Here is a 14,985-nt window from a genome sequence, read left to right on the forward strand (position 1 = left end):
CTCACCTCAAATCACGAATATTCTAAACAAATCATAACGTATTATACGTCTTTATTCAAGCGTTTCTCGCTCTCCTAATAAACGTACCGCATAGACTTGTTCACAAAATCCTTTTAATCCGTTATAAATGCGATGCATTCGTGAATCATGGTGTACAAGTCCAAATACAGTTGGACCACTTCCACTCATTAATACAGCATCCGCTCCAAATCGCTTCATCTGTGATTTAATACGGGCAACTTCAGGATGCATTCCAAATGTTACATCTTCTAAAACGTTACCAACAGTATCACAAATTCCTTTATAATCACCAGAATTTATGACATCAACCATTTTATCTACATTTGGATGTGTAACTCGATTTAACTTTAAATTTCCATACACATCAGCAGTAGATACACCTATATGTGGTTTCGCTAAAATAACCCAACAAGAAGGCGGAGTCTTTATATGCTCAATTTTCTCTCCTCTTCCAGTGGCAATTGCTGTGCCGCCGTATACACAGAACGATACATCTGATCCAATTTCTGCGCCAAGCTCTGCTAACTCATCAATTGTAAGCCCTAAATTCCATAATTTATTAAGACCACGTAATGTCGCTGCTGCATCACTACTTCCACCTGCTAATCCAGCTGCTACTGGAATCGTTTTTTCAATAGTAATAGATACACCTTTTTTTACATTAAACTTCTCTTTTAATAATTTCGCTGCCTGATAAGCTAAATTTCGTTGGTCGTCTGGGACATACCGATTATGGGATAAAATTTCAATACGGTCTTCTGCTAATTCCGTTAGTTCTAGACGATCTGCTAAATCAATGGTTGTCATAATCATTTTCACTTCATGATATCCGTCTTGTCTTTTTCCCAGTACATCTAACGACAGATTAATCTTTGCTGGTGCTTTCACTAGTAGCTTCAATCTATTCACCCACTCTATGTACTCAATCTTTTATCGTTTATTTTACCATAAATTTATAGTAAGACGATGACACTTCCCTAATTATAACGAAAAGCATTCAGAATGAAACTACTTATGTAAAATGATGGCACCTTTTAGAGTACAAAAAGCCGAGGAATGTCTCCTCGGCTACCGTAGCATAGAAAGTATCTTACAACTACTGGTTTCGTTTCATTAATTGCTGTTCTGCAATTTCTATAGCACGTTTCACCATGTTACCAGCATCTTTCGCACGAATTCCGCCCCATCCTTCTTTCTGAACAACATCATAAAAGCCAAGCTCTTTTGCTAGCTCTTCTTTAAATTGGTTTGACATGACACCTCTTCGTCTACTCAATGCAGAGTCCCTCCTTATTTTGCTACGGTATAGTTAGTATGCAAAATAATATAGCTTTTCATTTCTGGGAATATATGTAATGATATACGGATTATAAAATGACCTCATTATGAGGGTCTCCATAAAATGTTAACTCTACTGTCTCTGTTAAAACATCTGCATAACTATAAGATACACGTTGCAACGCATCTTCTTGTTGATCCAATTGTACAACAAAAACGGAACGGTATGTTTCTGCTAGTACACCTGATTGCTCCACAGTTTTTCTTCTTCCACTATTTGCTTTTAACATAAGTCGCTGTCCAAGATGGTGATCTAATTCGCTTTTAATTTCATCTAAACGTTTTGACATATACTTCGCTACACCTCGCTGTAATTTAGATTGAACACTTAAAGCACGATATATCTATCCTAATTATTAACCGCGATTCACAGCTAATATCATCCTGCGTTTGAATAGATAGAAGAAATACTATATTGTAAAAGTATCATTACGTAGTCTGTACGTTCTTGCCTCTTTTTATCCAAATTCATTTAAATCCTTCCATACAAAAAAGCAAGATACATATGTACCCTGCTTACTCTTCATAATGTTGAAAAGGTAATCCCGTTCGTAAAATCCCTCTCGTTTCAATTCCACCTAGTCCCTTTTCACCAGTAATTGTATTACGTACGACATCCCATACATTGACTCTCTCCATAAATGAAGTAAAACTAATTTTACCAACTACATATACAGGATCTAGTGCATGAATATTAATTCTAGATGGTGAACTAGCGAAATTGGCCCCTGCACGAATTAGTGCCTCAAAATGTGATTGACATGCCCCAGCAAAAATAACAAGTTGATCCAATGATGGATATTTTTTTCGCACTTCACGAACAGCCTGTACAAAATGCCTTGAATGCCTATATGCCGCTAAATCTCCCTTCACTCCTTTTGATTTTGTATATGCATCATGCCCTGTAATAACGAGAATGTCTGGGCGAAAGTGATCTATTAAGTCTACTACTTTTTCATGCATCTCCGTTTCTTTACAATGAATACCTTGAACAGGAACGCCAATTTTATTATATAAATCTAAGCACTTGCGCAAATATAAAGGGTCTCCATCTATATGCAATACACGTCCTGGCATTTGAAAATAATTCACCTCACTTGTATATCCACCAGTTGAAGTATGTTCATGCCTTTGTTTCATCAGCACATAATCTTGTTGAAACAAACGGTACGTGCGCTCCATTGTTTCTTTCTCACGCTTCACCCTTTTTTTATGTTCTCTTTGATCTATACTAATTAAATCTTCAAGTGGCGCATCCGCCACCAGTCTAATTTCCTCTCCAAACAATATAGCTATCTCGCCTTTTATTTCTATAATACGAAAAAGAATATCCCTCTTATGAGAATATCGTTCCACTAATTCTCCAACATGTAAAACCATTCTCCTACCTCCAAACTCATTAGGCCATCTTACCTGTTTTTAAAGTATGAATTTAGAGAGAGAAAGGTGACAAAAGGGATAGTTCAACTTGAACTGTCCCTTTCATATTCTTATGATAATTTATGAAGAACTAATGCATTACTTAATGTTGCAAACTCTTCAATAGATAGCGTTTCGCCTCTTCGCTTTGGATCAATTCCTACTTCTGTTAAAATTCGATCCAATAACTCCTTATCTTTCGGGAAACCATTTAAATTATTTGATAAATTATTCATTAAAGTTTTACGGCGCTGTGCGAAACTTGCTCGTACTACTTCAAAGAAGAACGTTTCATCTTTCACCTCTACAACCGGTTTAGGACGCTTTAGAAGGCGGATAATTGCAGAATCAACATTTGGCTGTGGTACAAACACTGTACGCGGTACAGTCATAACTGTTTCAACCTCTGTATAATACTGAATGGCAATCGATAAAGAACCATACTCTTTCGTTCCAGGTTTAGCAGCTAAACGATCTCCAACTTCTTTTTGCATCATAACAACAAATCCACGAACTGGTAACTTTTCTTCAAGCAATTTAAATAAAATTGGCGTTGTAATATAGTATGGTAAGTTAGCTACTACCATTACATCTTGTCCTTCTTCAAATTGCTCATTAAATACTTCATGTACATCTGCTTTTAGTACGTCTTTATTAATAACTGTAACGTTACCATATGGCGCTAACGTCTCATCTAAAATTGGTAATAGTCTTTGATCAATTTCAAAAGCCACTACTTTTTTAGCACGCTTCGCTAATTGCTCTGTTAATGCACCAATACCTGGTCCAATTTCAATTGCACCACTTTCTGAACCAATTTCTGCATGATCGACAATACGATTTAATACATTTGTATCAATTAAAAAGTTTTGTCCTAAACTTTTTTTGAATGAAAATCCATACTTTTCAACAATGTCTTTTGTACGATTTGGCGTTGCGATATCCTTCATTTTTTTTCCTCCTGTATTACTTGCTTATAAGCTTCTGCAAATGATTCCTTTGAAACTTGAAACATCTGTAATCGTTTATGTAACTGTTTTGCATTTGTATAACCAATCTTTAATAGCTTACCCATTCTTTCTCTGCGGCTCTTTGCCATTTCTCCGCCCACTAAGCCTGCATCGACTAAATCGCTCCAACTAATTTCACTTGTGTAAGCTTCCATTTCTTCATGTATATTCTCTAGAGCACGGCGAATCGACTCATTAGAAGCATGTTCAATCCCGACACCCTTTTTCCTTTTAGCAAGCGCTTCTTCCTTCGGTAAAAAGGCATGCTTACAGCCAGGAACCTTGTCAGAAATAATTTTTCGAATACGCTCTCCAGGATAATCCGGATCTGTAAAAATAATAACGCCCCTTTTTTGTTGCGCTAATTTAACTTGCTCAATAACATGATCACCGATTGCTGAACCGTTCGTTTCAATTGTATCCGCATCAACAGCACGCTTAATCGCAACTGTATCATCTTTACCTTCTACAACGATAATCTCTTTTATTTTCATGCTTGCCTCCACACTCATTTCGTCTCTACTTAGTAAAACAAAAAAATGACGACTTTTCCATTATTATTTTCCCCATTCTTATATTTTAAAAAATAGAATAGAAAAATCTTTGTTCTCTGTCCTTATTGTAACACTTCATCATTCACATTTATTTTCTTCATCACTTCTACTAGTTTTTCTCAAAATAAAAAAGAACAGGTTTCCCCGTTCTTTTTATTCAACACCAAATAAAACTTTTGCATTTTTAGTTGTCATTTCTGCTACTTCCTCATAAGAAATTCCTTTTAAATTCGCAATTTCTTCTGCTACGAGTTTTACATAACTCGGTTCATTTCGTTTCCCTCGAAATGGGTGCGGCGTTAAATACGGACAATCCGTCTCTATTAACAATTTCTCTAATGGAATCTCCGTAGCAACCTCTTTCGGCTTCTTAGCATTTTTAAATGTAACTGGTCCACCTAACGAAATTAAAAAGTTCATATCAACACATCGCTCTGCTACCTCTACACTGCCGCTAAAGCAATGCATAATGCCTCCTACTTCAGCTGCATTCTCTTCTTCTAGAATATCAACAATATCTTGAGTTGCATCGCGGTTATGTATAATAATCGGCAATTTTACTTTTTTCGCTAATGCAATTTGTTTACGGAATACTTCTTTCTGTATTTCTTTTGGAGACTTATCCCAGTGATAATCTAAGCCCATTTCTCCAAGTGCAACGACTTTAGGATGAGAAGCAAGTTCTTCTAACCAAGCTAAATGTTCTTCTGTCATGTCGATTGCATCAACTGGGTGCCACCCAACCGCAGCGTAAATAAAATCATAGGCTTCAGCTAATTCCATCGCCTTTTTTATCGTTACTTCATCAAAACCAACAACAACTGTATAAGTAACTCCCGCTTCTTTCATTCGGGCAATAACCTCTTGCAAATCTCCTTCGAATTGCTCTGCATTCAAATGTGAATGTGTATCAAACAACATAATACATAACTCCTTTTATATTGAAATCAAGTTTATTCTACAAAAATAAGTTCTTTAATAACTTAACGATAACAATACTACAACCTTAATGCAAAAATAGAGAGTGTAAAAAGAAAAAAGACGCTTCACACATGTTACACGTGAAACATCTCTTTTCTTGTCTTAATTACTTGATTTTTGTACCATTTGGTAGATTTTGGTCAATTGATGCTAATGACAATACGCCATTCTCTTCACCCGCTAAAATCATACCTTGCGATAATTCACCGCGTAATTTTACAGGTTTTAAGTTTGTTACACAAATAACCTTTTTACCTTTTAAGTCTTCCGGTGAATAGAATTTTGCAATTCCAGAAACAACTTGACGCTTTTCTGTGCCTAAGTCTAGTTGAATTTTTAACAACTTGTCTGCTTTTTTCACAGGTTCAGCAGATAGTACTTCAGCTACGCGTAATTCTACTTTAAAGAAATCATCAATTGTAATTTCTTCTGCCTTCGGTTCTTCTTCTTTTTTCTCTTCTACTTTAGGAGCAGAGCTTTTCATTTGTTCTTTAATGTACTCTACTTCCACTTCCATTTCTAAACGAGGGAAAATTGGGTTTCCTTTTTCTACTTTTGTTCCAGCTGGAATGCAGCCAATTGTAGATAGACTTTCCCAAGATTTATGAGCTTCATCAGTAAGGCCAAGCTGAGCAAACATCTTGCTTGGTGCTACTGTTAAGAATGGCATAAGCATAATACCTGTTTGACGAAGTACTTCTGCTAAGTGAGCCATTACAGAAGCTAACTTTTCACGATCATTCTCATCTTTTGCTAATACCCATGGTTGTGTTTCATCAATATATTTATTCGTACGACTAACCAATTGCCAAATAGATCCTAACGCTACAGAGAACTCCATATTCTCCATTGCTTCTTCTACTTTTTTCAAAGTATCTTGCGCAAACGCTACTAACGTTTCATCAAATTCCGTTACATTTGCTTTAAATGCAGGGATTTCTCCGTTAAAGTACTTATCAATCATAGCTACTGTACGATTTAATAAATTACCTAAGTCATTTGCTAAGTCGAAATTAATACGCTCCACAAATCCTTCTGGTGTGAATACGCCATCAGATCCAAATGGAACTTCACGAAGTAAGTAATAACGTAATGCATCTAATCCGTAACGATCGATTAATGTAACTGGATCTACTACGTTTCCTTTTGACTTACTCATCTTTCCATCCTTCATTAAAATCCAGCCATGAGCAAAGACTTTCTTCGGAAGAGGTAAATCTAATGCCATTAAAATTATCGGCCAATAAATTGTATGGAAACGAACAATTTCTTTCCCAACTAAATGCACATCTGCAGGCCAGAATTTTTTATATTTCTCTTCATTTGCTGTTCCATAACCTAACGCCGTAATATAGTTAGATAATGCGTCAACCCATACGTAAATAACGTGTTTTGGGTTACCAGGAACACGAACTCCCCAGTCAAATGAAGTACGAGAAACTGCTAAATCTTCTAATCCTGGTTTAATAAAATTATTAATCATTTCATTTTTACGAGACTCCGGCTGAATGAAATGTGGATTATCTTCATAGAATTTTAATAGTCTGTCGACATATTTACCCATTCTAAAGAAATAAGATTCTTCACGAACAAGTTCTACATCATGACCACTATCTGGGCTTTTTCCTCCAACTACTTTGTCGCCTTCCATAATTGGATCTACTAATTGATGCTCTGTATAGAACGTCTCATCTTGTACAGAATACCAACCTTCATATTCATCAAGATAAATGTCACCTTGATCTACTAATTGCTTAAAGATTTTTTCGACAACATCTTTATGACGATCTTCAGTTGTACGAATAAAATCATCATAAGAAATATCCATCTTCTCCCAAAGCTCTTTAATTCCTGAAACAATGTTATCAACATATGCCTGTGGCGTAATATTTAACTCTTCTGCTTTCTTTTGGATCTTCTGTCCATGCTCATCAGTTCCTGTTAAATAATGCACATTATAACCTTGCATACGCTTATATCGTGCCATCGCATCTCCTGCTACTGTCGTATAAGCATGTCCAATGTGTAATTTTCCACTTGGATAATAAATTGGGGTAGTAATATAAAAGGACTTATTTTCCTCTGTCATTGTTTTGGACCTCCCGAATAACCTCATATGTATTTATAAACAGTATATCAAAAACTCATATATAAAGTGAAACTTTAATCAGTAGGGTTTTTGTTCCTCCCCACTAATTATTAGCCCACATTAATTAGGCTTTTACGAGCAGCCCAAATCTAATTTATCTTCTTTACGCCAACCTAATTTTAAATTTAGGTCTTAATGCTCAATATCTTTATCATCTATTGCTCATATTTCAAAAAAATATACAATCTCCACTTTAAATTTATTATTTTTTCAGAAAATATCGTAAATAATTGTGGAATTTCCTCTCAATCTATTATATATAAGAAATAAGAAATCTATAAATCTTTTTAAAAAATATAGAATTTAAGAATTGACGGAAATGTAAATGATTGGTATCATATGTCCATAGGGTATTTTGTCGAAAAATGACGAATCTAAAAATAGACTCGAAACTTATAAACTATTTATTTAGGAGGAAAAAAATTATGAAATCTACTGGTATTGTTCGTAAAGTTGATGAATTAGGTCGTGTAGTAATTCCAATCGAATTACGCCGTACTTTAGGTATTGCAGAAAAGGACGCTCTTGAAATCTATGTTGATGACGAAAAAATCATCTTAAAGAAATATAAACCAAACATGACTTGCCAAGTAACTGGTGAAGTATCTGACGGTAACCTTTCTTTAGCTGAAGGTAAAATCATCTTAAGCAAAGAAGGCGCTGAGCAAATCTTAAACGAACTTCAAGATTATATCGAAACAGCAAAATAAGCTTCTCAATTATGAGAAGCTTATTTTTTATCGACATGATAGATTTGATATACATCTCTTTTCGACAAATCTCGATCTTTAGCGACTGTTTTAATCGCTTCTTTTGAATTCATACTTTTTTCATTTATATAGTGTTCAATATGATCATATACCGAAAGAGATTCCCACCATTGTTCTTCTGGAGCTGGTTCTTCTGTTGAACCTGCTACTAAAATACAAAACTCACCACGTACTTCATTTTGCTTCGTCCACTCAATTGCTTCTTCGATTGTTCCTCGAATAAATTCCTCAAATTTTTTCGTTAACTCTCGACATAATACAATCTCTCTATTTCCCAACACTTCCTGCATCGAAATTAAAGTATCATCTAAACGATGAGGCGCTTCATAAAACATCATTGTAGTTTGTACATAACGAAGCTTTTCTAACTCCATCTTCCGTTCCTTTTTGTTTCTCTGCAAGAAACCATAGAAATAAAACTGCTGTGTTTCAAGGCCGGATGCAATTAATGCTGTAAGGGCTGCATTTGCTCCAGGAAGCGGAATTACATGGTATTGCTCAGCTACTGCCTCAACAACAATATCGTAACCTGGATCAGAAATACACGGCATACCAGCGTCACTAACAAGTGCTATATTCTTTCCATCCTCTAATTTCTCTAATAGTTTCTTCCCACTTACTTCTTTATTGTGCTCATGATAACTCGTGACAGGTGTTTCAATTTCAAAATAATTACAAAGTTTTTTCGTTTGTCTCGTATCTTCAGCAGCAATTAAATCAACTTCTTTTAAAATTCGGATTGCACGAAATGTCATATCTTCTAGATTTCCAATAGGAGTTGGTACTAAATATAAAACTCCCTTTTCATTTTGTTGAAAGCTTTTTTGTTGCCACATAGCGTTCTCCTTTTTGCATATATGCCTCTTTTTGTTTTCTCGTTAATTGCTTAAAGTAATACTCCGCTTGCATAGCTGTACGCTTATCATTGTGGGTCTCTACATATTTTAAAACGACAGGAAGCCTGGCGCGTGTATACCTAGCTCCTTTGCCGCTATTATGAGTCTGAATTCTCTTTTCTATATGGTTTGTATATCCAGCATAATAACTTCCATCAGAGCACTCTACCACATAAAAAAAATGCTTATTCTTCTCCATATAAAATTGAACGTAGCTCCTTTGTATATTCGTTATTGTTCTCATATACAACGAGAGGTGGTAAAATTTTTAAATCTGCATTTCCATCCTTAATTCCTTCAATTAACAATGTATTTGCTTCTTTTCCAACCTTAGGATAAACAAATTGCACACGCTTTGGTTCAATTTTATATTTACGCATTAATGTGACAATGTCTAGTAATCGCCCTGGACGATGTACAAACGCTACTTTCCCACCTTGTTTTACTAACTGACTACTTGCAGATACAACATCTTCTAATGTACACATAATTTCATGACGAGCTATCGCTAAATGTTCATTCATATTTTTCTCTGAAGTTTGAGGTGTTTGAAAATATGGTGGATTACATGTAACAACATCATATTGATGACGCCCAAGTTTCTCTGGCATATCTTTCAAATCTCCATGTATGAGGTGAATTCTTTCTTCCAACCCATTGTATTGAACACTTCTTACTCCCATATCATATAAGCGTTCTTGAATTTCCACACCAGTAATATTTCCTTTTGTTCTTGTACTTAATAGAAGGGGAACAACCGCGTTACCTGTACACAAATCAAGTAAATTACCTTTTTGAATTGGTACCCAAGCAAAATCTGCAAGTAAAACAGCATCTAACGAAAAGTTAAATACTGATGGGCTTTGTATAATCTTTAAATCTTGTGCTAATAAGTAATCTAAACGTTCATCTTCATATAAATTCATATGTTACTCCTTTTCTTACACTTAACCTACCCTATTTCATCTTCAACTAATAAAAAACATATTTCATTCTACCCTCATGTATAAAAAATTACCTTTCCAATTATTATTGGAAAGGTAATTTCACTTTTTATTTAAAAATGACAGGCAGAATAAACAATCTCCCTCTTTACGTACACTTCCATAATGCAGATTACAAATATGAAAACCTTCTTGATATAGTCTTGCTAAATTATCGTAGCCTTCACCAATATCAGCTGTCTTCGGCTTCACTTCTTTACGTTTTTGAGTTTTTTGTTTTTCTTTAATCTGCACTTCTTCAAAGCGGTGTCGCAAATTTTCATTTTCCATTTTTATATGTTGGTTCTCTTCCAACAACTCTGCAAGATGTTGTTTTAATTCGCCCAACTGTTTGTATAAATGTCCAATTTGCTCTTCCATACTAGAAACCGATGCAAAAATATCTTTTTTCTCCACAAGCACCCACCTCATTAATCTGTGGTTTGACTCGAAACGACCCCTTTATTCACTAACTCATCTAACGTATATTCTACTATCCGTTCCTTGTCTACTAGTTCCACTTGAATTAATCTTTCTAAAATATTTAATCCGATAACACGGCCAGTACCATGCGGGGTTTGTATACGTTGATCTAAATCAGGAAGTTGTTCCTTTGCTGCCTCATATTCATCGTTCTCATATTTTAAGCAACACATTAAGCGACCACATAAACCAGAGATTTTTGCAGGATTTAATGATAAATTTTGATCCTTTGCCATCTTAATGGATACAGGTTCAAAATCTCCTAAAAAAGTAGAACAACAAAGCATGCGACCACATGGACCAATACCACCAAGCATCTTCGCTTCATCACGAACACCAATTTGTCTTAGTTCAATTCTTGTTCTAAAAATTGCCGCTAAGTCCTTCACTAGTTCACGGAAATCAATCCGACCATCCGCAGTAAAGTAGAAAATAATCTTGTTGCGATCGAACGTATATTCTACATCTACAAGTTTCATATCAAGATTATGTTCTACTACCTTTTGCTGACAAACTTGATATGCTTCTTTTGCAGCATGTTTGTTCTCTTCAACAATGGTACGATCATTTTCATTTGCAATACGAATAACCTTTTTTAGCGGTAATACAACGTCGTTTTCATCAACTTGCTTTTTGGTAATAACTACTTTTCCGTATTCAATACCTCTTACCGTTTCTACAATGACAAACTCATTTTCAGAGATATCGAACTGATTTGGATCAAAGTAATACACCTTTCCGGCCTTCTTAAAGCGAACACCTACTACATCATACAAAACGGTCATCCCTCCTGCAACCGCAACACTAACTGTTCGAACACAAGCTGCGCATTTACATTAGCGTTGATTCTATTTTTTGCCTCTAATATATTAAAGAGAGCTGATACAATGCGCTTCTGAGCGTAGGAGAAAGATTCAAACATCTCTTTCTGCTCATGAAAAACAAGACGATCTTCTTCTCCAAGTTGAACATATAATAAATCCTTATAAATAAGGAGTAACATATCTAAACCTTGCTGTAATTGCTCTTTCTCTCCAAAGTGTTTTCCCCATTTTTCTTGTACAAAAAAAATAGAGGCTTTATCTTTTTCGAGCGCTTCACATAATTTTATCACTAAAGCTCGTGCTTGTGCAAACCATTCATCACTACATAAAGCTAAAGCTTCATCAAAACTATTCGTGAGTTGTGCAGCAAGTGTCGATAAAGATACTGTAATACCTTCATCCTGTAATCTTCTAATTAAAGATTCCGTTGGTAAAGGTCTAAATGTAACAACTTGACAGCGAGATAAAATCGTATTTAAAATTTGATGACTTTGTTCAGTAAGTAAAATAGCTGTTGTATCACTACTTGGTTCTTCTAAAAATTTCAAAAGTGTATTCGCTGCATTTGCCGTCATACGGTCTGCGTGCTCAATAATATATACTTTTTTATTTGCTTCTAATCCTGTTTTTGAAAACTCTTCTTGTAAATCATGAATTTGCTGCTTCTTAATAGATAATCCGTCCGGTTTTACAATATGTAAGTTCGGGTGGTTACCTGAATCAATTCGCTTACAATTTGTACATACATGACAAGGCTCTACCCCATTCCGCTGAGAACAGAGGAAACTCTTTGCCATTTGAATTGCAGTCGCAAACTTTCCTGTCCCTTTCCCTCCCTCTAACAAGTAAGCGTGGGATATACGCTCTTTTGCAATGCTATTCATCAACATTTTTACACCGATGGGTTGTATAGCAGAAAGCTGCTCCCACGTCTTCGTCATAATGCATACCTCACTTATTTCAATTCTTTCCTTCTATTATAACAATTTATCTTCTATAACCTGAATAACTTCTTCTATAAGTTTTTCCATTGGCTGATCGGCATTTACTAATACAATACGATCTGAGAAACGTTCTACAACTTGTAAATACCCTTCACGCACACGTTTATGGAAAGAGATATCTTCCATATCTAATCGATTCACTTCACGTCCTGCATCTTTTGCAATTCGAGCTAAGCCAACTTCTGGCTCAATATCTAAGTAAATTGTTAAACTAGGCATACAGTCTTCTGTTGCAAAGCGATTTATTTCAAATACTTTATCCATACCTAATCCTCTTGCATATCCTTGATACGCTAAAGAGCTATCTATAAAACGATCACATAATACAAGGTAATCCTCGTTAAGTGCCGGCATAACCTTTTCTACTAGATGCTGTCTACGTGCTGCAGCATATAACAACGCCTCTGTACGTGCTTCCATCATCGTATACTCTTGTTTATGTAAAATCGTTCTAATATCCTCAGAAATTGCAATACCACCTGGTTCTCTCGTCGCCATTACCTTTTTTTCTTTTTGTTCAAAGTATGGCAATAAACTTTGAATTAACGTTGTCTTCCCCGAACCTTCTGGACCTTCAATTGTTACAAATAATCCCTTCATCCTAAAACCTACTTTCTATATCATACACTTTCATATATTTCGTGTTGCCTTGGAAACGAGCGCCTGCTTTCTCTAAATACATAATTTGCTCTTTATGTTCTGAAGTAATTCTTTCCCCATACATAATCAACGGAATGCCAGGTGGATACGGAATTACCATTTCCGCTGCTATCATCCCAACCGCTTCTTCTACAGATACTACTTTCGTTTCATATCCTTCCAGTTGTTTATATGTATAGGGTAAAGGAGAAATTTCTCCTTTATAAGTATAACGAATAGATTCCTTCTTGTCTTTCACCTCATAAGATTGCAATGCCACTCGGATCATCTCTATAGCCTTCATATACTCCTTATTTACTTGCAAAGGCAAAATAAATAAGACATTATATGGATCTGCCATTTCTGTATATATACCGACCTTTTCAAATACAGACTGTAATTCGTATCCTGATAACTGACAACGTGTCTGTACGGTAACCTTTAACTCGTCTTGTAATGGATATTGTAAAATAGATATTTGTGGAACAGAACTCAATTCTTCTTTAAATCCCCGTAAAAACTCGACAATCTCATCATGTCCCTTTTCTTTTATACGTGCTATTGTAAAGCGTGCAATATCAAGAGAAGTCATAATTGGATACGATGGACTACTAGATTGTAGCATACTTAAATAAGTAGAAACTTTTTCTTCTCTCACTAAGCGACTATTTATATGTAGATAGGAACCCATCGTCATCGCGGGTAATGTTTTATGCGCAGAATGAACTACAATATCTGCACCATATGCTAGCGCTGACTTTGGAAACGCCCCGCCTAAACAAAAATGAGCTCCATGTGCTTCATCTACTAACACAGGAATTTTATGTGCATGTGCATAAGCGATGCTTGCCTCTAAATCTATCCCCATACCATAATAATTAGGATGTGTTAAGATGAGTGCTTTCGCATTTGGATACTTTTCAATTGCTTTCTTAATAATTTCATCATGAATTCCCACCGGTACATTATAAAATTCATCAATCCATGGATCTAAAAAAATAGGATTTGCTCCTGCTAGTTTTAAACCATTAATAATTGATTTGTGACAGTTTCTTTGTACAAGAACAATATCATGTTCCCCGCAGCAAGACAAAATCATTGCTAAGTTCCCGACTGTTGAACCATTAATTAAAAAATAACTTTTTCCCACTCCGTATACATCAGCTAATAATTGTTGTGCCTCATCTATACATTCAAATGGACTATGTAAATCATCTAACCCTGACAACTCAGTCACATCGATAGATAATATATCTTTAAACTCCTCTACTGCCTTCTGAGGGAAGTTTAAACCATTTTTATGACCTGGAACATGAAAGGACAACGGCCCTCTTTCTTTAAACTCTATTAATGCCTCATATAAAGGTATGCGATTTTGATTCATCTATATCTCTTCCTTATTATTCATTCTTTCTCTATTATACAGAACAAAAAAAAATAATAGGCATATGCCTATTTAAAAATATGATACTTCTAATTTCCGAAGCTGTTTTAAATAATATATATACTTCGGATCATTTGTCTCCGTATTCACCATGTCCTTTTCACATTCATAACATATTAAATTATTATAAACATATATTCCTTCTTTTCTTTCTGTCTCACAAACAATACAAACTTCGTTTTGTGATTTCATATCCTTCCCTCCCTATTTAAATGGACATATTTCATACTTCTATTCCTTAACAATTTACAGAAAAATATACATCAATTTCTTATATAATATGATTCATCCTTGGGCAACGTGTTTGTATTACCATTACTTCTTTTTACATACTGTTTAAAAAACACAAAAAAACACAAGTCAAAAGACTTGTGTTTTTAGTTGCTTGGCGACGTCCTACTCTCACAGGGACAAGGTCCCAACTACCATCGGCGCTAGAGAGCTTAACTTCCGTGTTCGGTATGGGAACG

Annotated in this window: 18 protein-coding genes and 1 rRNA gene; 1 reads left to right on the forward strand and 18 read right to left on the reverse strand. The window is 35.3% G+C overall.

Annotation, left to right across the window (positions count from 1 at the left end; translation table 11 throughout):
* Positions 1-51: 51 nt before the first annotated feature.
* The 8 genes from ispE to metG all read right to left on the reverse strand — a co-directional run bounded on the left by ispE (position 52) and on the right by metG (position 7,412).
* Positions 52-921: a 4-(cytidine 5'-diphospho)-2-C-methyl-D-erythritol kinase gene (gene ispE / locus F3I02_RS16085; RefSeq protein ID WP_000772104.1), complete on the reverse strand. Its 870-nt coding sequence runs from the start codon at positions 919-921 to the stop codon at positions 52-54.
* A gap of 196 nt (positions 922-1,117) precedes the next feature.
* Positions 1,118-1,297 carry an acid-soluble spore protein SspF gene (gene sspF / locus F3I02_RS16090; protein ID WP_002094215.1) on the reverse strand — a complete coding sequence of 60 codons (180 nt, stop codon included), beginning with the start codon at positions 1,295-1,297 and terminating at the stop codon, positions 1,118-1,120.
* A gap of 91 nt (positions 1,298-1,388) precedes the next feature.
* Positions 1,389-1,649, reverse strand: a complete 261-nt coding sequence (gene veg / locus F3I02_RS16095) for a biofilm formation stimulator Veg (protein WP_000044347.1) — start codon at positions 1,647-1,649, stop codon at positions 1,389-1,391.
* A gap of 226 nt (positions 1,650-1,875) precedes the next feature.
* Complete coding sequence (gene yabG / locus F3I02_RS16100; RefSeq protein WP_000242868.1) at positions 1,876-2,739, reverse strand: sporulation peptidase YabG; 864 nt, start codon at positions 2,737-2,739, stop codon at positions 1,876-1,878.
* A gap of 110 nt (positions 2,740-2,849) precedes the next feature.
* Entirely contained in the window at positions 2,850-3,728 is an 879-nt protein-coding gene (rsmA, locus tag F3I02_RS16105; protein WP_000651547.1) for a 16S rRNA (adenine(1518)-N(6)/adenine(1519)-N(6))-dimethyltransferase RsmA, read from the reverse strand.
* A complete protein-coding gene (rnmV, locus tag F3I02_RS16110; RefSeq protein ID WP_000692835.1) occupies positions 3,725-4,282 on the reverse strand; it encodes a ribonuclease M5 in 558 nt (185 codons plus the stop codon). The genes rsmA and rnmV overlap by 4 nt, the downstream gene beginning before the upstream one ends.
* A 213-nt stretch (positions 4,283-4,495) precedes the next feature.
* A complete protein-coding gene (locus F3I02_RS16115) occupies positions 4,496-5,263 on the reverse strand; it encodes a TatD family hydrolase (RefSeq protein WP_000895851.1) in 768 nt (255 codons plus the stop codon).
* A 166-nt stretch (positions 5,264-5,429) separates the two neighbouring features.
* A complete protein-coding gene (gene metG / locus F3I02_RS16120; RefSeq protein ID WP_000134143.1) occupies positions 5,430-7,412 on the reverse strand; it encodes a methionine--tRNA ligase in 1,983 nt (660 codons plus the stop codon).
* Positions 7,413-7,897: 485 nt separating this feature from the next.
* On the opposite strand from metG, the gene F3I02_RS16125 reads away from it, so the two are divergent.
* Positions 7,898-8,182, forward strand: a complete 285-nt coding sequence (locus F3I02_RS16125; RefSeq protein ID WP_000843036.1) for a transition state genes transcriptional regulator AbrB — start codon at positions 7,898-7,900, stop codon at positions 8,180-8,182.
* 20 nt (positions 8,183-8,202) lie between these two features.
* Here F3I02_RS16125 and rsmI read toward each other — a convergent pair whose 3' ends face one another.
* The 10 genes from rsmI to rrf form a co-directional block, all read right to left on the reverse strand.
* Entirely contained in the window at positions 8,203-9,078 is an 876-nt protein-coding gene (gene rsmI / locus F3I02_RS16130) for a 16S rRNA (cytidine(1402)-2'-O)-methyltransferase (RefSeq protein WP_000267817.1), read from the reverse strand.
* On the reverse strand, positions 9,047-9,337 hold the full coding sequence (locus tag F3I02_RS16135; RefSeq protein WP_000414352.1) for a GIY-YIG nuclease family protein: 291 nt from the start codon (positions 9,335-9,337) through the stop codon (positions 9,047-9,049). The genes rsmI and F3I02_RS16135 overlap by 32 nt, the downstream gene beginning before the upstream one ends.
* Positions 9,324-10,064: a tRNA1(Val) (adenine(37)-N6)-methyltransferase gene (locus F3I02_RS16140; protein WP_196478173.1), complete on the reverse strand. Its 741-nt coding sequence runs from the start codon at positions 10,062-10,064 to the stop codon at positions 9,324-9,326. Before F3I02_RS16140 ends, F3I02_RS16135 begins: the two co-directional genes overlap by 14 nt.
* A 120-nt stretch (positions 10,065-10,184) precedes the next feature.
* Positions 10,185-10,538, reverse strand: coding sequence for a DNA replication initiation control protein YabA (yabA, locus tag F3I02_RS16145; protein ID WP_000412055.1), 354 nt, complete (start codon positions 10,536-10,538; stop codon positions 10,185-10,187).
* 14 nt (positions 10,539-10,552) lie between these two features.
* Positions 10,553-11,380, reverse strand: coding sequence for a PSP1 domain-containing protein (locus F3I02_RS16150; protein ID WP_000272429.1), 828 nt, complete (start codon positions 11,378-11,380; stop codon positions 10,553-10,555).
* 5 nt (positions 11,381-11,385) lie between these two features.
* The gene (gene holB / locus F3I02_RS16155; RefSeq protein WP_048526381.1) at positions 11,386-12,369 is read right to left on the reverse strand and encodes a DNA polymerase III subunit delta'; all 984 of its coding nucleotides are present in this window, start codon (positions 12,367-12,369) and stop codon (positions 11,386-11,388) included.
* A gap of 36 nt (positions 12,370-12,405) precedes the next feature.
* Positions 12,406-13,032: a dTMP kinase gene (tmk, locus tag F3I02_RS16160; RefSeq protein WP_048526380.1), complete on the reverse strand. Its 627-nt coding sequence runs from the start codon at positions 13,030-13,032 to the stop codon at positions 12,406-12,408.
* 1 nt (position 13,033) lies between these two features.
* On the reverse strand, positions 13,034-14,455 hold the full coding sequence (locus tag F3I02_RS16165) for an aminotransferase class I/II-fold pyridoxal phosphate-dependent enzyme (RefSeq protein ID WP_196478174.1): 1,422 nt from the start codon (positions 14,453-14,455) through the stop codon (positions 13,034-13,036).
* Between the two features lie 72 nt (positions 14,456-14,527).
* Positions 14,528-14,707 carry a sigma factor G inhibitor Gin gene (locus F3I02_RS16170; RefSeq protein WP_000842028.1) on the reverse strand — a complete coding sequence of 60 codons (180 nt, stop codon included), beginning with the start codon at positions 14,705-14,707 and terminating at the stop codon, positions 14,528-14,530.
* Positions 14,708-14,898: 191 nt separating this feature from the next.
* Positions 14,899-14,985, reverse strand: a 5S ribosomal RNA gene (gene rrf, locus F3I02_RS16175); the annotation flags it as partial.

This window comes from Bacillus sp. SRB3LM (genome assembly GCF_015712745.1).
Taxonomy (GTDB): domain Bacteria; phylum Bacillota; class Bacilli; order Bacillales; family Bacillaceae_G; genus Bacillus_A; species Bacillus_A thuringiensis_K.